General features: G+C 73.7%; 17 protein-coding genes. 8 read left to right on the top strand and 9 right to left on the bottom strand.

What is annotated here, in order from left to right; translation table 11 throughout:
* Window positions 1-82 precede the first annotated feature (82 nt).
* A complete protein-coding gene (locus tag ACFVUH_RS33895) occupies window positions 83-352 on the bottom strand; it encodes a WhiB family transcriptional regulator (RefSeq protein ID WP_030310813.1) in 270 nt (89 codons plus the stop codon).
* A gap of 622 nt (window positions 353-974) precedes the next feature.
* On the opposite strand from ACFVUH_RS33895, the gene ACFVUH_RS33890 reads away from it, so the two are divergent.
* The 3 genes from ACFVUH_RS33890 to ACFVUH_RS33880 all read left to right on the top strand — a co-directional run bounded on the left by ACFVUH_RS33890 (window position 975) and on the right by ACFVUH_RS33880 (window position 3,922).
* Window positions 975-1,610, top strand: a complete 636-nt coding sequence (locus tag ACFVUH_RS33890; RefSeq protein ID WP_355373239.1) for a cysteine dioxygenase family protein — start codon at window positions 975-977, stop codon at window positions 1,608-1,610.
* Window positions 1,611-1,673: 63 nt separating this feature from the next.
* Entirely contained in the window at window positions 1,674-2,633 is a 960-nt protein-coding gene (cofD, locus tag ACFVUH_RS33885; protein ID WP_355373241.1) for a 2-phospho-L-lactate transferase, read from the top strand.
* Window positions 2,630-3,922 carry a coenzyme F420-0:L-glutamate ligase gene (locus ACFVUH_RS33880; RefSeq protein WP_387917319.1) on the top strand — a complete coding sequence of 431 codons (1,293 nt, stop codon included), beginning with the start codon at window positions 2,630-2,632 and terminating at the stop codon, window positions 3,920-3,922. Before cofD ends, ACFVUH_RS33880 begins: the two co-directional genes overlap by 4 nt.
* A 19-nt stretch (window positions 3,923-3,941) precedes the next feature.
* Here ACFVUH_RS33880 and ACFVUH_RS33875 read toward each other — a convergent pair whose 3' ends face one another.
* The 3 genes from ACFVUH_RS33875 to ACFVUH_RS33865 form a co-directional block, all read right to left on the bottom strand.
* Window positions 3,942-4,388, bottom strand: a complete 447-nt coding sequence (locus ACFVUH_RS33875) for a PIN domain-containing protein (protein ID WP_387790674.1) — start codon at window positions 4,386-4,388, stop codon at window positions 3,942-3,944.
* A complete protein-coding gene (locus ACFVUH_RS33870; RefSeq protein WP_387917317.1) occupies window positions 4,385-4,636 on the bottom strand; it encodes a type II toxin-antitoxin system Phd/YefM family antitoxin in 252 nt (83 codons plus the stop codon). Before ACFVUH_RS33870 ends, ACFVUH_RS33875 begins: the two co-directional genes overlap by 4 nt.
* A gap of 70 nt (window positions 4,637-4,706) precedes the next feature.
* Window positions 4,707-5,723, bottom strand: a complete 1,017-nt coding sequence (locus ACFVUH_RS33865; RefSeq protein ID WP_387917316.1) for a DNA-3-methyladenine glycosylase family protein — start codon at window positions 5,721-5,723, stop codon at window positions 4,707-4,709.
* Window positions 5,724-5,729: 6 nt separating this feature from the next.
* On the opposite strand from ACFVUH_RS33865, the gene ACFVUH_RS33860 reads away from it, so the two are divergent.
* Complete coding sequence (locus ACFVUH_RS33860) at window positions 5,730-6,221, top strand: SgcJ/EcaC family oxidoreductase (RefSeq protein ID WP_355373249.1); 492 nt, start codon at window positions 5,730-5,732, stop codon at window positions 6,219-6,221.
* Window positions 6,222-6,237: 16 nt separating this feature from the next.
* On the opposite strand, the gene ACFVUH_RS33855 is transcribed toward ACFVUH_RS33860, so the two are convergent.
* The gene (locus tag ACFVUH_RS33855) at window positions 6,238-7,500 is read right to left on the bottom strand and encodes an N-acetylmuramoyl-L-alanine amidase (protein WP_387917314.1); all 1,263 of its coding nucleotides are present in this window, start codon (window positions 7,498-7,500) and stop codon (window positions 6,238-6,240) included.
* Between the two features lie 104 nt (window positions 7,501-7,604).
* Between ACFVUH_RS33855 and ACFVUH_RS33850 the strand changes: the two genes are divergently transcribed.
* From ACFVUH_RS33850 to ACFVUH_RS33840, 3 genes are all read left to right on the top strand, one after another.
* The gene (locus ACFVUH_RS33850) at window positions 7,605-8,396 is read left to right on the top strand and encodes a TIGR03089 family protein (protein WP_355373254.1); all 792 of its coding nucleotides are present in this window, start codon (window positions 7,605-7,607) and stop codon (window positions 8,394-8,396) included.
* A 36-nt stretch (window positions 8,397-8,432) separates the two neighbouring features.
* Window positions 8,433-9,716 carry an LCP family protein gene (locus tag ACFVUH_RS33845; protein ID WP_387917313.1) on the top strand — a complete coding sequence of 428 codons (1,284 nt, stop codon included), beginning with the start codon at window positions 8,433-8,435 and terminating at the stop codon, window positions 9,714-9,716.
* Window positions 9,717-9,964: 248 nt separating this feature from the next.
* Window positions 9,965-11,653: an LCP family protein gene (locus tag ACFVUH_RS33840; RefSeq protein WP_387917312.1), complete on the top strand. Its 1,689-nt coding sequence runs from the start codon at window positions 9,965-9,967 to the stop codon at window positions 11,651-11,653.
* 7 nt (window positions 11,654-11,660) lie between these two features.
* Here ACFVUH_RS33840 and ACFVUH_RS33835 read toward each other — a convergent pair whose 3' ends face one another.
* Both ACFVUH_RS33835 and ACFVUH_RS33830 read right to left on the bottom strand, forming a co-directional pair.
* Complete coding sequence (locus ACFVUH_RS33835; protein WP_387917311.1) at window positions 11,661-12,320, bottom strand: acyltransferase; 660 nt, start codon at window positions 12,318-12,320, stop codon at window positions 11,661-11,663.
* A gap of 86 nt (window positions 12,321-12,406) precedes the next feature.
* Window positions 12,407-13,447 (bottom strand): glycosyltransferase family 2 protein, encoded by a 1,041-nt coding sequence (locus ACFVUH_RS33830; protein WP_355373263.1) that lies wholly within the window; start codon window positions 13,445-13,447, stop codon window positions 12,407-12,409.
* Between the two features lie 217 nt (window positions 13,448-13,664).
* On the opposite strand from ACFVUH_RS33830, the gene ACFVUH_RS33825 reads away from it, so the two are divergent.
* On the top strand, window positions 13,665-15,266 hold the full coding sequence (locus ACFVUH_RS33825; RefSeq protein WP_387917308.1) for an LCP family protein: 1,602 nt from the start codon (window positions 13,665-13,667) through the stop codon (window positions 15,264-15,266).
* 116 nt (window positions 15,267-15,382) lie between these two features.
* On the opposite strand, the gene ACFVUH_RS33820 is transcribed toward ACFVUH_RS33825, so the two are convergent.
* The gene (locus tag ACFVUH_RS33820) at window positions 15,383-17,941 is read right to left on the bottom strand and encodes an ABC transporter permease (protein ID WP_387917306.1); all 2,559 of its coding nucleotides are present in this window, start codon (window positions 17,939-17,941) and stop codon (window positions 15,383-15,385) included.
* A gap of 22 nt (window positions 17,942-17,963) precedes the next feature.
* Window positions 17,964-18,752, bottom strand: a complete 789-nt coding sequence (locus ACFVUH_RS33815; RefSeq protein WP_380682494.1) for an ABC transporter ATP-binding protein — start codon at window positions 18,750-18,752, stop codon at window positions 17,964-17,966.
* Window positions 18,753-19,131 lie beyond the last annotated feature (379 nt).

Below are 19,131 nucleotides of genomic sequence, written 5' to 3'. Positions count from 1 at the left end.
GGCGCTTCGTGGCAGGTCGTCCGTACGGGCCGGGTGTTCGAGGATCCGGGGTCCGGGGATCCGGGGGACGCGTCCACCCCGGTCAGACGGCGCTCTTCTTGAGCCGGCGGCGCTCGCGCTCGGAGAGGCCGCCCCAGATGCCGAACCGCTCGTCATTGGCGAGGGCGTACTCCAGGCACTCGGAGCGGACCTCGCAGGCGAGGCAGACCTTCTTGGCCTCGCGCGTGGAGCCGCCCTTCTCGGGGAAGAAGGATTCCGGGTCGGTCTGGGCGCACAGCGCGCGCTCCTGCCAGCCGAGTTCCTCTTCCTCCTCGATGCCGTCACCGATCAACAGCTCAAAGAGCTCGCTCATGTGGCGCGCCTCCTCTGCCCCTATTGGCGTCCCCGTGGTTGCCGTTGCCTCGTGCGGCCGACGACACGAGTGAAATTACAGTTGCGTCACTCTGGCCCAGTCAAGCCGAGCTCTGGTATTGGGGCCAGGATTCACTCCCCGGCACCAAGCCGTTACGAATAGTGTACATAACCGGACACAACGGACCTCTCACCCGATCGCCCTCGAAGGCCGGTGAACCCTCCGCAACCGGGGGCCGGGTGACACGCAGTCACCACCACAAGGCCGGTCATCGGCCTCCCTTCCCGGCGATCTTCCCATCGAAACATAGAGGGTGATTTATCACCCCATCGGGTAGTTCATGACTCATCTCTCCCGAATGTCCGCTCTCCCCGAGTTGACACCGGCCCCTCCCCTGCGATCTCCTTACCCCCATGTCAGAGTTCGCCAGCCCCCGGAGCGGTTCCGCCCTCCGCCGTGCCGTGAACTCCTGTTGTCGCCTCTGTTCCTGCCGCTGTATCTAGGCGCCCGCCGTCCCGCCGCGCGCCGCCCAGGAAGCACAGAGGCCGCCCGCGATTCCCGCCCCAGGACATCCCGGATCCGGCTGATCCCCTGACGACCCAGCCCTCCGAGGACGACTCCCGTGCGAATGATCCGCATCCGCAAGCGGAACCGCGACCGCAGCAAGACGACCCTCCCCCAGCCCCCCGTCGCCCTCTCCTCCGGCGGCCACCCCGCGGGCCACCCGTGGGCCGACGGCCTCAGCGACGTCTCCATCGCCGGCGACCCGCTGGCCTTCCCGCACCTCGCCCGCACCGACCTGCCCACGCACCCGGTCACCGTCGCCGACCACGCCCGGCTGGTCCGCGAGATCGCCGCCGACCGCGCCCGCTGGGAGCCGCTCGTCCGCTACGACGCGCTCACCCGCTGGTACGCCCGGCTGGAGACCGGCCCCGGCTACGAGGTCTGGCTGCTCAGCTGGCTGCCCGGCCAGAGCAGCGGCCTCCACGACCACGGCGCCTCGGCCGGCGTGATGACCGTCGTGCGGGGCGAGCTCGTCGAACGCTCCCTCACGCACGCCGGGGACGGTGCCCGCACGCTGCGCCCCGGCGGGCAGCGGGTGTTCTCCGCCGGCTACCTGCACGAGGTGGTCAACGGCTCGCTGGAGCCGGCCGTCTCCATCCACCTCTACAGCCCCGGCCTGACCGAGATGAACCAGTACGGCGGCGCCGCGGCCGTCCCGGAGCAGCACCAGCAGACGTCCGCCGAGGTTGGCTGAGACCCGGCGGCGGGTTGTCGAGGACCGGGCTGACGACCCGTCGGCGCGTGGCAGGATGGGCGCATGCGCATCGTGGCACTGGCAGGCGGGATCGGCGGAGCGCGTTTCCTGCGCGGACTCCGGGAGGCCATCGGTCCCGAGGACGAGATCACCGTCATCGGCAACACCGGTGACGACATCCACCTCTTCGGGCTGAAGGTCTGCCCCGACCTCGACACCGTCATGTACACCCTCGGCGGCGGCATCCACGAGGAGCAGGGCTGGGGCCGGACCGACGAGACCTGGTCCATCAAGGCCGAGATGAAGGAGTACGGCGTCGGGCCCGAGTGGTTCGGGCTCGGCGACCGCGACTTCGCCACCCACCTCGTGCGCAGCCAGATGCTCACCGCCGGCTACACCCTCAGCCAGGTCACCGAGGCGCTCTGCGTGCGCTGGCGGCCCGGGGTGCGGCTGCTGCCGATGAGCGACGACCGGGTCGAGACCCATGTGCGGATCACCGACGAGCAGGGCACCCGGGCGATCCACTTCCAGGAGTACTGGGTCAAGCTGCACGCCGCCGTCGACGCCGAGGCGATCGTGCCGGTCGGCGCGGACACCGCCAAGCCGGCGCCCGGCGTGCTGGAGGCCATCGCCGCCGCCGACGTCATCCTCTTCCCGCCGTCCAACCCGGTCGTCTCGATCGGCACCATCCTCGCCGTGCCCGGCATCCGGGCCGCCGTCGCCGCCGCGCCCGCCCCGGTGGTCGGGCTCTCCCCGATCATCGGCGGGGCGCCGGTGCGCGGCATGGCCGACAAGGTGCTCGCCGCCGTCGGCGTCGAGGCCACCGCCGAGGCGGTCGCGCTGAACTACGGCTCCGAGCTCATCGACGGGTGGCTGGTGGACAGCGCCGACGAGGCCTCCGTCGCCGCCGTCGAGGCCGGCGGGATCGCCTGCCGGGCCGTGCCGCTGCTGATGACCGACGTCGCCGCCACCGCCGAGATGGCCCGGGCCGCGCTCGCGCTCGCCGAGCAGGTGCGCGGGTGACCCTCCAGATCCTGCCCGTCGGCGGGCTGCCCGAGATCGACGCCGACTCCGACCTCGCCGGGCTGATCGCCAAGGCCGCCGAGTACCAGGACGGCGACATCCTGCTGGTCACCTCCAAGGTGGTCAGCAAGGCCGAGGGCCGGATCCTGGAGGCCGCCGACCGGGAGGCCGCGATCGACGCCGAGGCCGTCCGGGTGGTCGCCCGGCGCGGCCCCACCCGGATCGTCGAGAACCGCAACGGCCTGGTGATGGCCGCCGCCGGCGTCGACGCCTCGAACACCGCCCCCGGCACCGTCCTGCTGCTGCCCGAGGACCCGGACGCCTCCGCCCGCGCGCTGCGCGCCCGGCTCCAGCAGCTGACCGGGCGCCGACTCGCCGTCGTCGTCACCGACACCTTCGGCCGGCCCTGGCGCAACGGGCTCACCGACGTCGCCATCGGCGCCGCCGGGCTGCCCGTCCTGGAGGACCACCGGGGCCGCACCGACTCGCACGGCAACGAGCTGGCGCTCACCGTCACCGCCACCGCCGACGAGCTGGCCGCCGCCGGCGACCTGGTGAAGGGCAAGGCCACCGGCACCCCGGTCGCCGTGGTCCGCGGCCTCGGCCACCTGGTCACCGCCGAGGACGGCGAGGGCGTCCGGCCGCTGATCCGGCCCGCCGACCAGGACATGTTCCGGCTCGGCACCTCCGAGGCGATCCGGCAGGCCGTCACCCAGCGGCGCACCATCCGCGCGTTCACCCCCGAGCCGGTCGACCCGCAGGCCGTCCGGCGCGCCGTCGCCGCCGCGGTCACCGCGCCCGCGCCGCACCACACCACGCCGTGGCGGTTCGTGCTGCTGGAGAACCCCGAGGTGCGGACCCGGCTGCTGGACGCGATGCTCGCCGCCTGGCGCCGCGACCTCGCCGAGCTGGACGGCTGGGACGAGGCCAGGATCGCCCGCCGCACGGCCCGCGGCGATGTCCTGCGGGCCGCCCCGTACCTGGTGGTGCCCTGCCTGGTGATGGACGGCTCGCACGACTACCCCGACGAGCGCCGCGCCGCCGCCGAGCGGGAGATGTTCACCGTGGCGATCGGCGCCGCCGTGCAGAACTTCCTGGTCACGCTGGCCGCCGAGGGCTACGGCTCGGCCTGGGTGTCGTCCACCATGTTCTGCCGCGACACCGTCCGCGCCGCCCTGGACCTCCCCGCCCACTGGGACCCGATGGGCGCCGTCGCCGTCGGCCACCCCGCCGAACCCCCGCGCACCCGCCCCGACCGCTCCGCCGCCGCCTTCATCGAGGTCCGGTAGGAGGGATCGGCAGGAGGAATCAGCTGTCGAGGTCGTCCGGCAGCAGCCGGAAGGCCTCGTGGTCGGTCAGCGGCCGGACCGCCCGGAAGTGCCTCCGGTCGACGGTCAGCACGGCGTCGGTGCGGAACTCGGCGGCGAGCGCGACGTTGATCGCGTCGGTCAGGCCGATGTTGAGCTTCGGATACGTACGCATCACAACCCTGGCGGCTCCCAGGTGTGCGCCTACTTCCGGAACCTCGTACCGGCCGATCGCGCACTTGTCGATGATGTCGTCGAGGATGCGCATGGCCCCGTCGGCACCGAGCGACTTGGTGGCCAGGTAGTCCAGCTCGGCCAGGACCAGCGGGGAAATGACGAGGTGCCCGACCGTGCGCAACGCGGCCCGGCAGGCGTGGTGCTCCTTCTCCGCCGGCGAATAGCAGGAGAGCAGCGCTCCCGTGTCCCCGACCACTGCGACGCCGCTCACTCGCCGAACCCTTCCATGGCACTGTCCGGATCGTCGAGAATCCGGCGGCCGCCGCTGATGACCGGCAGGTCGTCGATCTCGTCACCCATCGGGTCGGTCCGGAACGGGTAGACGGGCTCGGCCAGGTGCGGCGGCACGATGGTGGCCACGTGGCGGCCGTCCTTGGTGACGGTGACCGTCTCGCCGCGCTCGACGGCTCCTATCACCCTGGCCGTCTGCTGGTTCAGTTCCCTCATGGTTGCTTCCATGCGGCCAGCGTACGCCGGGTACTACGCCGTAGTGCGTCGCTGATCGGACAGCTCACCCGAAGGTGTGGTGTCAGCGGTGGCGGTGGTCGTTGGGGGTGAGGCGGGGGCCGAAGCGGGGGGCGTGGGTGCCGGTGGCGAGGATCAGGCGGCAGAGGCGGTGGCGGTGGGGGCGGTAGGGCTCCAGGAGGGCCAGCATCTGGGCGTCGTCGCTGCGGACGCGGCCGGCCAGGGCCCAGCCGACGGTGTTGGGCAGGTGGAAGTCGCCGACCGAGACGGCGTCGGCGTCGCCGTTGCTGCGCTGCAGGGTCTCGGCGGTCGTCCAGACGCCGATGCCGGGGACCGCGGTCAGGCGGGCGAAGGAGGTCTCGTGGTCCATTGCGGAGGCCTCCTCCAGACGCGGCGCCAGGCGCACCGCGCGCTGCACCGTCGCCGAGCGCTTCGGGTCCACGCCCGCGCGGTGCCACTCCCAGCTCGGCACCTGGGACCACTCGCGGGCCGAGGGCGCCACCCGCAGGCCCTCGACCGGGCCGGGCGCCGGGGTGCCGAAGGCGCGCAGCAGGGTGCGCCAGGCGCGGTAGGCCTCGCCGGTGGTGACCTTCTGCTCCAGGATCGCCGGTACCAGGGACTCCATGACCAGGCCGGTCCTGACCAGCCGCACCCCGGCCACCTCGCGCTGGGCCTCGCGCAGCGGGCCGGAGGGCAGGACCAGGCCCGCCGGGTCGTCGCCGGCGCCGAGCAGGTCGGGCAGCCGGTCGAGCAGCCAGGGGGCGCCCGGGCCCCAGGCGCCCGCCTCGACGACGCCCTCGGAGGGGCGGGCGAGCACCCGTAGGGTGCCGATGCCGGCCGGGGTGCGGGAGGCGCGCCAGACGGCGCCGTCAGGGGTGGTCCGGTACGCCGGGTCGGCCGGGCCGCGGCGCAGCGGGAGCAGGGTGCGGGCCACGTCCAGCGGGAAGCCGGGCCGCCAGCGGCGGACGGCTCCGCCGTCGGTGCCGCCGCCGGTGCCCCGGGGGGTGGGCACGCCCGTGTGCGCGCCCGTGCGCGTGCTCCCGTTCACCGTCGTGCACCTCCTGCGCTGTCCGTCGACCATGGGGATATGAACGATACGCGGGTGGCGGAGTTGTCCCCAGGTGACGAGAGTGCCGTGCGGTCGCTCTACCACCGGGTGCTGGAGGGCTGGAACCTGCGGGACGGCGCGGCCTTCGCCGGGCCGTTCGCGCCGGACGGCGAGGTGATCGGCTTCGACGGGACCCGGCACGCCGGCCGGTCGGTGATGGCCGCCGAACTGGGGCGGGTCTTCGCCGACCATCCGACGCCGGAGTACGTCGCCAAGGTGCGGCGGGTGCGGGCGCTGGGCCCCGGAGTCGCGCAGTTGGACGCGGTCGCCGGCCTGGTGCCGGACGACGCCCAGGACGTGGACCCCGCGCTGAACGCGGTGCAGACGGTGATCGCCGTCAACGCGGGCGCGGGCTGGCGGATCGCCCTGATGCAGAACACCCCGGCCCGGTACGACCTGCGGCCCGATCTGGCGCGGGCGCTGACGGCGGAGCTGCGGGAGCTGGTCGGGCGCGGGCCCGGACCGGGGTGACTGCGGCGCGCGGCGGTTACCGCGGGGCGGCGACGCGGCCCTGCAGACCGGCCGCCGTGCTGCGGATGTCGGGGAGCTTGGCGTAGAGGGCGGCGCCGGGACACTCGGTGCTGACGCCGTCGCGGTGGCCGGAGACGGCGTCGAAGGTGACGGTGGTGCCCGCCGGGTAGAGGCTGCTGCTGGAGCCGGAGACCAGCTTCACCTGGCCGGCCGCGTCCCGTCCGGTGAGGCCGAGCTTCCAGGCGGTGATCCGGGACAGGCCGGTCAGCAGCTCCGACGGGGGCGCGTCCGAGACGTAGGTGCCGATCGCCGCGACGCCCGCCGTGTCGGTGTTGAAGCCGAGGGTGTGGGCGCCGTGCACCGGCAGGTCGGTGCCGCCGGCCCGGCCCTCGTAGACGGTGCCGCAGCGGTCGACCAGGAAGTTGTAGCCGATGTCCCGCCAGCCGTTGCTCTGCACGTGGTACAGGTAGATCGACCGGATCACCCGGGGTGCGTCGGAGCACTCGTACGCGGTGGCGGTGGCGGTGTGGTGGATGAAGACCGCCCGGACCTGGCCGGTGTAGACGAAGCCGGGCTCGCGGATGGACTCGTCGGCGCCCCAGCCGGCCCGGGTGACGATCCCGGGGCGCGGGGCCTGGTTGCCGGCGGCCCGTCGGCCGCCGGCGGCCGGTTCGCCGGGCGGTTCGGCGGGCGTGCTCCGGGCGGCGGAGGACTCGGCGCCGCGGCCCGGGTCGACCAGTTCGACCCGCAGGCCGGACGGCGGTCCGGCCGGACCGGCGGTCACCTCGACGGCGACGCCGTCGCTGGGGCCGGTCCACAGCGGGGCGGTGCCCGCGCGCCTGGCTCCGCCGGCGGTGCCCGGGGTGTCCGGACCCTCGTCGCCGTCGACGTCCAGCCGCTGCCAGCCGCGCCAGGCGCCGGTGGCCGCGTCCCGGGTGCGGACCCGGACGGCGGCGCCGTCGAGCGCGCTCGCCGGACCGTCCCAGGTGACCCCGAGCAGTTCGAACCGCCCGGTGCGGCGCGGTGCCAGCGTGTGGGCGGCGGCCGACGGGAGCGAGCCGGAGCCGGTCAGCCGGTGCGAGGCGGTCAGCGGGAGCGAGCTGACGGTGCCGCCGCCCGCCGAACTCCGCTGCTCGGCCTGCGGCGAGGGGCCCGCGGGTAACGGGCCGGATTCCGCGGCGGCCGGGGACAGCGGCAGCACGGCCGCGCAGACGGCGAGCAGGGCGGTGGGGACGACGACGGTCGGGCGGCCTCGGAGGGCCGGAAGAAAGTTGCGCATAAACCGGATGTTCACGGGATTTCGACCCGCGCGCCACGCCACCCGGCGCTGCTTCCGCCACCCCTCCCGGACGTCCACCCGAAGGCCGTAGGCTGGGGCGCACCATGACTTCGCCTTTCGCTGCCGATGCCCACACCCCCGTCGAGCTGCTGCACGCTTTCCTGCGAGGTGGCACTCCCTCAGTCGACCCCGCCGCCCCGCTGGTCACCTTCTACGACGACGCCAGTGGCGAACGCGTCGAGCTCTCCGCCCGGACCTTCGACAACTGGGTGGCCAAGACCGCCAACCTGCTCCAGGACGAGCTCAACGCCGGCCCGGGCGACCGCGCCGCGCTGCTCCTCCCGGCCCACTGGCAGAGCGCCGTCTGGCTGCTCGCCTGCTGGTCGGTCGGGGTGACGGCGGTTCCGGGCGGCGACCCGGCCGCCGCCGACCTGGTGGTCAGCGGCCCGGACGGCCTGGAGGCCGCCCAGGCCTGCGAGGGCGAGCGGGTGGCGCTCGCGCTGCGGCCGCTCGGCGGGCGGTTCCCGCAGCGCCCGGACGGCTTCCTGGACTACGCGGCCGAGGTGCCCGGCCAGGGCGACCGGTTCGCCCCGTACTCCCCCGTCACCCCGGACGCCCCGGCGCTGGAGACCTCGGTCGACGGCCTGCCGCTGAAGCTGACCGGGGAACAGACCGTCCAGCTGGCCCGGGAGGGCGCGGCCCGGCTCGGCGTCGGTCCGGGCGACCGGGTGCTGTCCACCCTCTCCTACGACGACTGGGCGGGCCTGGAGGCCGGTCTGCTGGCGCCGCTGGCGGCCGGCGCGTCGGTGGTGCTCTGCCGCAACTCGGACGGCCTGGACGCCGGCCAGTGGGAGAAGCGGGTGGAATCCGAACGGGTGACACTGCGCCTCGGGTAACCCCCGGCCCCGGCCGGGCGGGTAGGGATCCCTGCCATGGCCGAGGACGACACCGAGCACCCCCCGACCGAACACCCTCCGACCGAGGAGGCCGGCGCCGCGGCACCGGAAGCCGTCCCCGAGGCTTCCGCCCGCCGGCGCCGGCGCCGGCGGTGGCTGGTCGTCACGGCCGGCGCGCTCGCGTTCGTGCTGGTCGCCTGCGGCGCGCTGCTCTGGATCGCGTACCGCAAGCTCGACGGCAACATCCGCACCGACTCCACCACCGACCAGCTGCTGGCCCGGCTGGAGGCCGAGCGCCCCAGCCGGACCGCCGGGGCCCACGGCGCGGAGAACCTGCTGCTGATCGGCAGTGACGACCGCACCGGCGCCAACGCCTCCTACGGCGCGGCGGGCGGCCAGCGCTCGGACACCACGATCCTGCTCCACCTGGCGGCCGACCGGCGGCGCGCGACCGCCGTCTCCATCCCGCGCGACGTCATGGTGAGCGTCCCCGCCTGCGAGAAGCCGGACGGCACCCGCAGCCGGGCCACGCTGATGCAGTTCAACGCGGCCTTCGAGACCGGTGGTCCGGCCTGCTCGATCCGGACCGTCGAGCAGCTCAGCGGCATCCGGATCGATCACTACGTGATCGTCGACTTCACCGGGTTCAAGCGGATGGTGGACGCCGTGGACGGGGTCGAGGTGTGCGTCCCGCAGCCGATCCACGACAAGGACGCCAAGCTGGACCTGCCGGCCGGGCGGCAGACCCTGCACGGTGAGCAGGCGCTCGGCTACGTCCGGGCGCGGGAGACCCTCGGCGACGGCAGCGACACCCAGCGGATGGGGCGTCAGCAGCAGTTCCTGGCGGCGCTGATCCGCAAGGTGCAGTCGCAGGACGTGCTGCTCAATCCGACCAAGCTGTGGCCGGTGCTGGACGCGGCGACCTCGTCGGTGCGGGCCGACGGCGGGCTGTCCTCGCTGGGCGCGCTGTACGACCTGACCCAGGACCTGCGGGAGATCCCGTCGGCGGACGTCACCTTCCTGACGGCGCCGCGGCAGCCGTACCGGTTCGACTCGGACCGGGACGAGTTCGTGCAGCCGCAGACCACGCAGTTGTTCGCGGCGCTGCGGGACGACCGGCCGGTGGAGGTGCGGCCGCCGGGGTCGGGGCCCTCGCCGACGGTCCGGGCGGCGCCGGCGGCGAGTCCGTCGGCCGGTCCGTCGGCGGCTCCGTCGGGGGCCCTGTCGGGGGCTCCGACGACGTCTCCGTCACCGAGCGTGAGCACTCCGCCGTCGTTCGAGGGGCGGACCGCCGACGTGGACGCGTGCGCGATGCACTGACCCGTACCGGTCTGGTTCATCTGCTCATCGGATCACCATTCCGTACACGGATCATGATCTTGAAAGACTCTCCCCGGAAATTCCCAGCACCCGATTTCACCTGGGGAAATGACGCCGTGAATCGCGTTCCGGATCATGGCGGAGATCACATCCGGAACGATCCCCCCACCCGGCTCGTCTAGGGTGTCCGAGTCGGTCGCGCAATTCGCGCACCGTCCCGTGAACCGGTCGGAGGGAGGGGAACACCCGTGCAGCAGGACACCCGGCGCGTCACGCCGGACGCGGGGCGGCCCCCGTCCGACCCCGCCCACGGCATCCCCGTCCAGCGCCGGGGCGGGGCGGCCGAGCCTGCGGCGCCCGAGCCCGCGCCGGTGCCCGCACCCGCCGCCGCGCCCCCGGCCGGCGGCGGCCGGGGTGCCCACCGGCGGGCGCGCACGGCGCGGCGCAACCGCCGCCGAAGGCTGCTGAAGTGGACCGGCGGCCTCGGCGCGTTCGTCCTGGTGGCCGGCTGCGGCGGCGCCTACTACGCGTACCAGCACCTCAACAACAACATCACCGCCGTCAAGGTGCAGCTGGGCGACGAGGCGGAGCGGCCCAAGCCGGCCGGCGACGCCATGAACATCCTGGTGATCGGCACCGACAGCCGGGAGGGCCTGGGCCGCTCGTACGGTGACGAGGGCAGCGCCGGGCACGCCGACACCACCCTGCTGTTCCACGTCGCCAAGGACCGCACCAACGCGACCGTGCTCAGCATCCCGCGCGACCTCATGGTGCCGGTCCCGGACTGCCGGACACCGGACGGGAAGACCATCCCCGGTGCGTCGCGCACGATGTTCAACAACAGCCTCGGCCAGGAGGGCCGCGATCCGGGCTGCACCTGGAAGACCGTCGAGAAGATGACCGGGATCCGGGTCGACCACTTCGTGATGGTCAACTTCGAGGCCGTGAAGACGCTCTCCACCGCCGTCGGCGGCGTCGAGGTGTGCGCGGCCAAGGACATCAACGACCCGGACTCGCACCTGCGGATGAGCAAGGGCCGGCACGTCGTCCAGGGCGACGAGGCGCTCGCCTTCGTCCGTACCCGGCACGCCGTCGGGCAGGGCGGCGACCTCACCCGGATCCCGCTGCAGCAGCAGTTCATCAGCTCGATGATCCGCGCGGTCAAGAGCAGCGACACCCTGACCAACCCGGCCAAGCTGTGGAAGCTGGCGGACGCCTCCACCAAGGCGCTCACCGTCGACTCCGGGATCGACAGCGTCGACAAGCTGAAGGACCTCGCGCTGGACGTCAGCAAGGTCGACACCAAGAACATCACCTTCGCCACCGTGCCGGTGCTGGACGACCCGGCGGACGAGAACCGGCTGGTGCTCAAGCAGCCGGACGCCGGGCAGCTGTTCTCGATGGTCGGGGGCGACCGGTCGCTGACCGGGGCGGCGGACCCGGCCGCCCCGCAGGCCGCGGCCACCACCGCTCCGGCCGCCACTGCTCCGGCCACCACTGCTCCGGCTGCCGCGGCTGCGGGCACCCCCGAGGCGGCGCCGTCCGCGGCCGCTCCGGTGGTGGACACGAAGCAGCTGCGGGTGACGGTCCGCAACGGCAGCGGGACGCCCGGACAGGCGCAGCAGGCCGTCGACCGGCTCCAGGCGAAGGGCTACGCCCGGGCCGCGACCTCCGCCAACGCGCCCGTCGCGGCGGCCACCACCGTCTCCCACCCGGCCGGCAGGGCCGCCGAGGCGGCGGCGCTGGCCACCGCGCTGGGCCTGCCCGCCGACGCGGTCAAGGCGGACCCGAAGCTCACCGCCAAGGACGGGCTGGTGCTGGTGCTGGGCAAGGACGCGCCGGCCGCCGCCGCGGCGACCCCGAGCGCTCCGGCGACCGAGGCGCCCAAGGACCTCCAGCGGGTCCAGGCCGACGACACCGACGTCTGCGCCAAGTAGCCGGGCGTCAGGACGGCTCCGCCGGGGCCAGCAGGCCGTCGGACTCCCGGTACTCCTCGCCGGTGCGCGGGCAGCGCCAGCGGTCCTCGCCGGCCGGCTCCAGCGGCTCGCCGGCCCGGCCGACCCACTTGATCCGGCGGGCCGGGACGCCGGCCACCAGGGCGAAGTCCGGGACGTCCCGGTGCACCACCGCGCCGGCCGCGACCAGGGCCCAGCGGCCCACCGTCACCCCGGCGACCAGGACGGCCCGGCCGCCGATCGAGCAGCCCTGGCGGAGCGTCACCCCGCGGGCGTGCCAGTCGTCGCCGCGCTTGAGCCGGCCGTCGACGTCCACCGAGCGCGGGTAGAGGTCGTTGGTGAGCACCGCGGCCGGGCCGACGAACACGCCGTCCTCCAGCACCGCGGGCTCGTAGACCAGTGCGTGGTTCTGCAGCTTGACCCGGTCGCCGATCCGCACGCCGGGGCCGACGTAGGCGCCGCGGCCGATGATGCAGTCCGCGCCGATCACCGCGTCCTCGCGGACCTGGGCAAGGTGCCAGACGGTCGTCCCGGCGCCGAGCACCGCGCGCCCGTCGACGTCGGCGGTCGGCTCGACCCGGGCCCCGGCACCCGCGGAAGCGGCTACGGACCCCGCAACGGCGGCGGACCCGCCCTCAACTGTCCCCATGGCGACCGACGATAGCGCCGGACGCGGGAACGGGAGAGCGGGTCCGCGGGATTGGCCGGTTGGTGCCCTGGAGGGGCCGCCGGAGGTCAGCCGCGCTCGGCCACCACGTCGGCGGCGGACGGGGAGCGGCTGCCGATCACCTTGCGGGCCAGCGAGCGCGGCGAGGTGAGGAAGCCGAAGCCCCAGCTGAGGTGCATGGTCGCGAAGGCCAGCGGCAGCAGCGCCTTCGCCTTGAGCGACAGGCCGCGGCCCTCGGCCAGCGCGCCGCCGTTGATGCCGAGCACATAGGCCCCGGGGGCGGCCAGGAAGGCCGGGTGGACGGCCACCCCGAGCACCAGCCCGAGGGTGACACCGAGGAAGGCGGCCGGGGGCGCGAGGTAGCGCAGGTTGACCGAGCCCCGGTGGTACCGGGTGACCACCCGGCGCCAGCGGCCGTAGTCCTTGTACTGCTTGGCGAGCGCCTTGACGCTGGGCCGGGGGCGGTAGGTGACGCGCAGTTGCGGGGTGAACCAGACCAGGCCGCCGTCCTGCCGGATGCGGTAGTTGAGCTCCCAGTCCTGGGCGCGGACGAACTCCTCGTTGTAGCCGCCGAGGCGCTCCAGCACCTCGCGCCGGAACACCCCGAGGTAGACGGTGTCCGCCGGGCCGGCCAGGCCGCCGGTGTGGAAGGCGGCGTTGCCGACGCCTATCTTGGAGGTCATCGCGACCGCGACCGCGTTCTCCCACTCGGTCTCGCCCTCGGCGTGCATGATGCCGCCGACGTTGGCGGCCTCCATCTCGCAGAGCAGCCGGACCGCCGTGGTGATGTAGCCCGGGGTCAGCAGGCCGTGACCGTCGACCCGTACCACTATCGGGTGACTGGAGCCCCGGATCGCGGCGTTCAACCCTGCGGGCGTACGCCCGGTGGGGTTCTCCACGGTCCGGACCCTGCGGTCCTCGGCGACGAGTTCGGCGGCGATCTGCGCGGTGCGGTCGGTGGACGGACCGAGGGCGATCACCACCTCCATCGGCCCGGCGTATTCCTGTTCCAGGATGTGCCGGACGGCCGTGCGCAGGTGTCGTTCCTCGTTGAGCACCGGCATGATCACGGAGACCGCCGGCAGCTCCTCAGCAGCCTTGGTGTTCATCGGGGCCAACCGTACCGGTGTGGGCGGGGTGTCGTCTTGTCCCGGTCTGGGCGCTGAGCCCGGCCCGGAGCGACCGTATGCGAAGGATTGCCGACGGAACGTTCCAGCGTCGCCGGAGAGCGCCAGGAGGAACGTTTCACCGATCGGGGCCCACCGTACTCCCCGAGCCCGGCGCGCCCTCACCCGGCCCGGCCGGGACGCCCCTACCATCCGAGAGATGCCCGTCTCCCCCCTCTCCGCGCGGCCCGGAGGCCCGGCCGGTGCCTCGCCCGGACGGCTGCGCCGCTGGCTCCGGCGGCTGGCCGCGGGCATCGCCCTCGGCGTCCTCGCCACCTCGGGCGGCGGCTGGGCGGTGCTGCACGGCATCGGGTCGATCGACCGGGTCGACGCCTTCAGCGGCGACCGCGCCCGCCCGGCCGACGACAGTGCCACCACGTTCCTGGTGGTCGGCACCGACGAGCGCGAGGGCATCCCGGAGGCGACGCTGAAGACCGTGCTGCACGCCGGGGGCGAGTCCTGCCACTGCACCGACACGATGATGATCGTCCGGCTCGCCGGGGACGGCTCCCGGGCCAGTGTGATCAGCATTCCGCGCGACTCCTATGTCGACATCCCCGCCCACCGGGACCCGGTGACCCGCAAGGACGTCCCGGCCGGCAAGGGGAAGATCAACGCGGCGTACGGGCTGGGTGGGCCGCAGCTGGCCGTGGCCACCGTCGAGCAGAACACCGGGCTGCGGATCGACCACTACCTCCAGGTGGACTTCACCGGGTTCGTCGCCGCCGTGGACGCCGTCGGCGGGGTCCGGGTCTGCACCGCCAAGCCGCTCAAGGACGAGTACTCGGGCCTGGACCTGCCGGCCGGCACCAGCACCCTGGACGGCGCGGGGGCGCTCAAGTACGTGCGCGCGCGGCACGTGGACGGCAGCTCCGACCTGGGGCGGATGCACCGGCAGCAGAAGTTCGTCGCCGAGCTGCTGCACGAGGTGACCAGCGGCGGCACCCTGCTCAACCCGGTGCGGCTGGCCCGGGTGACGGACAGCCTGCTCGGCTCGGTCAAGGCCGACAAGGGGCTCGCGGCCGACGACCTGATCACCCTGGGGACCCGGATGAAGGACCTGACGGCCGGGCGGGCCGACTTCGTGACCGTGCCGCTGGCCTCGGTGGACCATCCGGTCGCGGGGTGGGGGTCGACGGTGCTCTGGGACGCGGAGCGGGCGCGGGAGCTGTTCGACGCCGTCCGGGAGGGACGGCCACTGACAGGCGGGGCGGGGCCGGAGGGCGCTGGGGGGTCAGGGGGCTCGGGGGGCTCGGGGGCGGATCCTGCGACGGGTACGGGTACGGGTGCGACGGGTACGGCGGCTGCCGTCACGCCGGAGCAGGTCCACGTCCAGGTGTTCAACGCGGCGGGCACCGCGGGGCTGGGCGCCCGGGTGGACACCGAGCTGCGGCGGGCCGGGTTCGCCACCACGGGGGCGCCGTCCAACGCCCCGGCCGGCACGGCGCCCGGGCGGACGGTGATCCGGTACGACCCGCGCTGGGCGGAGTCGGCGCGGACGCTGGCGGGCGCGGTGCCGGAGGCCGAGCTGACCCCGGTGCCGGGGCTGGGGGTGATCCTCCAGCTGTACGCGGGCACGGACCACCCGGCGGCGGCCACGTCCACCCCGCTCCCCGCTCCCCTGCCCGCCCCGCTGCCCACGGGGCCGAGCGCGGCACCGTCGGGCCCGGCGGGCGAGGCGCACCCGGCCGTGTCCGGGAGCGAGGCGGGGGCGGCGGAGACGACCGGCGCCGAGCGGGCGAGCGACATCATCTGTCCGTGAGCCGGCCGGCTCACGGACAACGGCGGCGGGCAGGGCGCGCACGGCACCCTGCCCCTCCCTGTTCCCCCGTCCCCCGGTGGCGACCCCCGGTCCCCCGATCCGGGGGTCGCCACCGATCAGTCCGTCGCGATCGCCGCGAGGACGTTCATCCGCCCGGCCCGGAAGGCCGGGATGAGGGCGGCCAGCAGGCCGATGCCCACCGAGGCCGCCAGCGTGAGGAGAAGCGTGGTGACCGGAATGGAGAGCGACTCCAGGCCCTGCGTCCGCAGCACCCGCTGACCGGTGACACCCCAGGCCAGGCCGAGCACGGTGCCGAGCACCGCGCCGAACAGGGCGATCACCATCGACTCCAGGCGGATCATCCGGCGCAGCTGGCGGCGGGAGAGCCCGATCGCCCGCAGCAGGCCGATCTCGCGGGTCCGCTCGACCACCGAGAGCGCCAGGGTGTTGACCACGCCGAGCACCGCGACCACGATCGCCAGGAAGAGCAGCCCGAGGATCATGTTGAGCAGGCCGTTGATCTGCTCCTGGACGAGCTTCTTGTAGCCGGCCTGGTCACGGACGTTGGCCTGCGGGTACTCCTTGAGCGAGTCCTCCAGGGCGGTGAGCGTCCCGGCGACGTCCGCCCCGGCGGCGGCCTTGCCGAAGAGCACGGCGTCCACCGGCAGGTCGGCGGCCGGCACCGCCGTGGCGACGGCGTCGAGCGGGGCGAAGGTGCTGCCGTCGAAGAACGAGTTGCCCTTGGTCATGATGACGCCGACCGGCAGCGACTGGACCCGGCCGTGGCCGTAGTCGATCTTGATGCTGTCGCCGACCTTGAGGCCGCGGTCCTTGGCGAAGTCCTCGCCGACCGCCAGCGCCCCCTGCTTGAGGGAGTCGGCGCCGCCCTCCTTCACCGGCAGCCGGAAGTCCTCGGTGAACCGCGCGGAGACCGCCGAGACGTCCTGCTCCGAGGTCTTGCCGTCGGGGGTGGTGAAGTACGCGGGCAGGGACTTCTGCTCGATGACGTGGTCGATGCCCGAGGTCCTGCGGACGGCGTCGACGATCTCCGGGGAGACGCCGTTGCGGCCCGCCGAGACGATGTAGTCGGCGCCCACCGAGCGGTCGAGCTGCTCATTGGTGGACTTGATCATCGAGGAGGTGAAGACCGAGGCACCGATCACCAGCGCCAGTCCGATCATCAGCGCCGCCGCCGTGGCACCGGTACGGCGCGGGTTGCGCATCGCGTTGCGCTGGGCGAGCGTGCCGGACGGGCCGAACACGGTGGGCAGCAGGGCGCCGAGCACCCGCACCACGGTGGTGGCCAGCAGCGGGCCGAGGACCACGAAGCCGACCAGGGTGAGCAGCACGCCCAGCCCGAAGTACCGGCCGCCGGTGATCATCTTCTCCGCGCCGGAGGCCAGCACCAGCAGACCGCCGCCACCCGCCGTCAGCACCAGGCCGATGACCGCCCGGACGGTGTTGGAGCGGGCCTCGGCCGGGGTTCCGTGGTCGCGCAGTGCGGCGATCGGCGCGATCCGGCCGGCCCGGCGGGCCGGTATCCAGGCCGCGAGCACGGTGATCACGATGCCCACCGCGTACCCGGCGACGAAGACGTCCGCGCCGACCTTCAGGTCCCCGGCGTCGAGGTGCATGCCGGCCGCGTTCATCAGCTGGATCAGCCCGACCGCCAGGCCGAGGCCGGCGCCGATGCCCACGGTGGACCCGAGGGTGCCCAGGAGCAGCGCCTCCACCAGCACCGAGCGGTTGACCTGCCTGCGGCTGCCGCCGACGGCGCGCAGCAGGCCGATCTCCCGGGTGCGCTGGGCGACCAGCATCGAGAAGGTGTTGATGATCAGGAAGCCGCCGACCAGCAGCGAGATGCCGGCGAAGCCGAGCATCGCGTACTTCAGGAAGTCCAGGAAGGAGCCGACGCTGTCGCTGTTCTCCTCCTTCTGCTCGGCGGCCGTCTTGGCCTGGACGCCGGCGCCGAGCCCGGCCAGCGCGGCGGACTTGAGCTGCTCGTCGGAGCGGCTGCCGTCGCCGAACGCCTCGACCGAGGTGTAGGCGGTCTGCCCGAGCAGCACGCTCTGCGCGGTCTCGGTGGACAGGAAGGCCAGCGCCGCGCCGGGGTTGGTGGTCTTGAAGGTGGCGATGCCGACGATGGTGAAGTCGTGCTTGTCCGCGGTGATCACGCGCAGCCTGCCGCCCAGGCCGAGCTTGGCCTTCTTGGCGGTGTCCGCGTCGATGACGACCTGGTCGGCGCCCTGCGGGGCGTGGCCGGAGGTGATCTCGACCGCGCTGCGTGGGGTGTCCGCCCAGTTGCCGACGATCGTCGGGGCGCCGGAGGTCGGGCCCACCGCCTTGTTGGTGGCCGCGTCGGCCAGGGTGGCGTTCTGCACCGACACCTGGCCGATCGCCGACTTCACCCCGGGGATCGCGGCGACCTTCCCGACGCTGTCGACGGGTACGGTCAGCGTCTTGCCGCGCGGGTCGAAGCCGAACTCCGGCTTGGCGGGCCCGACCGAGAGGTCGGAGGCGGTCGACGCGAAGAGCTTGTCGAAGGTGCTGGTCGCGGTGTTGGAGAACACCAGCGTCCCGGACACGAACGCGACCGACAGCACGACCGCGATCAGCGAGAGCAGCATCCGCCCCTTGTGGGCGAAGAAGCTCCGCAGTGACGTCTTGAGCAACATGGTCCTGTCCGCCCCTGCCCGCTCAGCTGGTGCGCTTGCCGTCGAAACGGCGCATGCGTTCGAGGACGGAGTCGGCCGTCGGGGCGTGCATCTCGTCGACGATCACGCCGTCGGCGAGGAACAGCACGCGGTCCGCGTAGCCGGCGGCGACCGGGTCGTGGGTGACCATCACGATGGTCTGGCCCAGCTCGTCGACGCTGCGGCGCAGGAAGGAGAGCACCTCGGCGCCGGAGCGGGAGTCGAGGTTCCCGGTGGGCTCGTCGCCGAAGATGATCTCGGGACGGGCGGCCAGCGCCCGGGCCACCGCGACGCGCTGCTGCTGGCCGCCGGAGAGCTGGGTCGGACGGTGCTTCAGCCGGCCCGAGAGGCCGACCGTCTCCACCACCCGGTCCAGCCAGGCCTGGTCGGGCTTGCGGCCCGCGATGTCCATCGGGAGCGTGATGTTCTCCAGCGCGTTCAGCGTCGGCAGGAGGTTGAAGGCCTGGAAGATGAAGCCGATCTTGTCCCGGCGCAGTCTGGTGAGCTGCTTGTCCTTCAGACCGGTGATCTCGGTGTCGCCGATCCAGATCCGCCCCTGGGTCACCGTGTCCAGCCCGGCCAGGCAGTGCATCAGGGTCGACTTGCCGGAGCCCGAGGGGCCCATGATCGCGGTGAAGCGTCCGCGCTGGATGTCGACGTCGACCGCGTCCAGGGCGGTGACCCTGGTCTCGCCGGAGCCGTAGGACTTGGTCACCTGACGAGCCGAGGCGGCGACGGCGGCGGCACCGCCGGGGAGCTGGGGGTCGTACACGGCTGCTGCTGCCGTCGTCACTGTCGTCTCCTAAGAAGTGGGCCCACCCGTTGCCCCCAGCCTCGTCCGTTCCACCCCTCCGGCGACATCGCGCAGGGGATAGTTTTCGACCGGGAGTTAGCTACACCCTGCCGGTGAACCGGGGACCCGGACCCGATCGCGCCGGGTCCGCCTCGGACGGGCGGGGATGTGATCCACGTTAGGAGCCGGGCGCTTCCGCCTCGTCATCCGACGGTAGGAAGCGGCCCAACCGGAGTTGTACGGGGTGCCGGCCCCCTCCCCCTAGGGGTCGGCCGGGGCCCGGTCAGGGTCCGCCCGTAGGGAGGCCCGCCGGGGCGAAGGCCCTGCTGGGGCACAGACCCCGCCGACACCGGGGCCCCGCCCGGCGGGTCGCCGGACG

This window comes from Kitasatospora sp. NPDC058032 (assembly GCF_042885845.1).
Taxonomy (GTDB): domain Bacteria; phylum Actinomycetota; class Actinomycetes; order Streptomycetales; family Streptomycetaceae; genus Kitasatospora.
The sequence above is the reverse complement of the archived record's forward strand: the minus strand, read 5'-3'. Positions and strand labels throughout refer to the sequence as shown.

Coding starts and splice junctions, on each gene's coding strand:
- ACFVUH_RS33895 (WP_030310813.1), bottom strand. CDS start 352: ATGAGCGAGCTCTTTGAGCTGTTGATCGGTGACGGCATCGAGGAGGAA.
- cofD (WP_355373241.1), top strand. CDS start 1,674: ATGCGCATCGTGGCACTGGCAGGCGGGATCGGCGGAGCGCGTTTCCTG.
- ACFVUH_RS33870 (WP_387917317.1), bottom strand. CDS start 4,636: ATGGAAGCAACCATGAGGGAACTGAACCAGCAGACGGCCAGGGTGATA.
- ACFVUH_RS33865 (WP_387917316.1), bottom strand. CDS start 5,723: ATGGTCGACGGACAGCGCAGGAGGTGCACGACGGTGAACGGGAGCACG.
- ACFVUH_RS33860 (WP_355373249.1), top strand. CDS start 5,730: ATGAACGATACGCGGGTGGCGGAGTTGTCCCCAGGTGACGAGAGTGCC.
- ACFVUH_RS33855 (WP_387917314.1), bottom strand. CDS start 7,500: ATGCGCAACTTTCTTCCGGCCCTCCGAGGCCGCCCGACCGTCGTCGTC.
- ACFVUH_RS33850 (WP_355373254.1), top strand. CDS start 7,605: ATGACTTCGCCTTTCGCTGCCGATGCCCACACCCCCGTCGAGCTGCTG.
- ACFVUH_RS33845 (WP_387917313.1), top strand. CDS start 8,433: ATGGCCGAGGACGACACCGAGCACCCCCCGACCGAACACCCTCCGACC.
- ACFVUH_RS33835 (WP_387917311.1), bottom strand. CDS start 12,320: ATGGGGACAGTTGAGGGCGGGTCCGCCGCCGTTGCGGGGTCCGTAGCC.
- ACFVUH_RS33830 (WP_355373263.1), bottom strand. CDS start 13,447: ATGAACACCAAGGCTGCTGAGGAGCTGCCGGCGGTCTCCGTGATCATG.
- ACFVUH_RS33825 (WP_387917308.1), top strand. CDS start 13,665: ATGCCCGTCTCCCCCCTCTCCGCGCGGCCCGGAGGCCCGGCCGGTGCC.
- ACFVUH_RS33820 (WP_387917306.1), bottom strand. CDS start 17,941: ATGTTGCTCAAGACGTCACTGCGGAGCTTCTTCGCCCACAAGGGGCGG.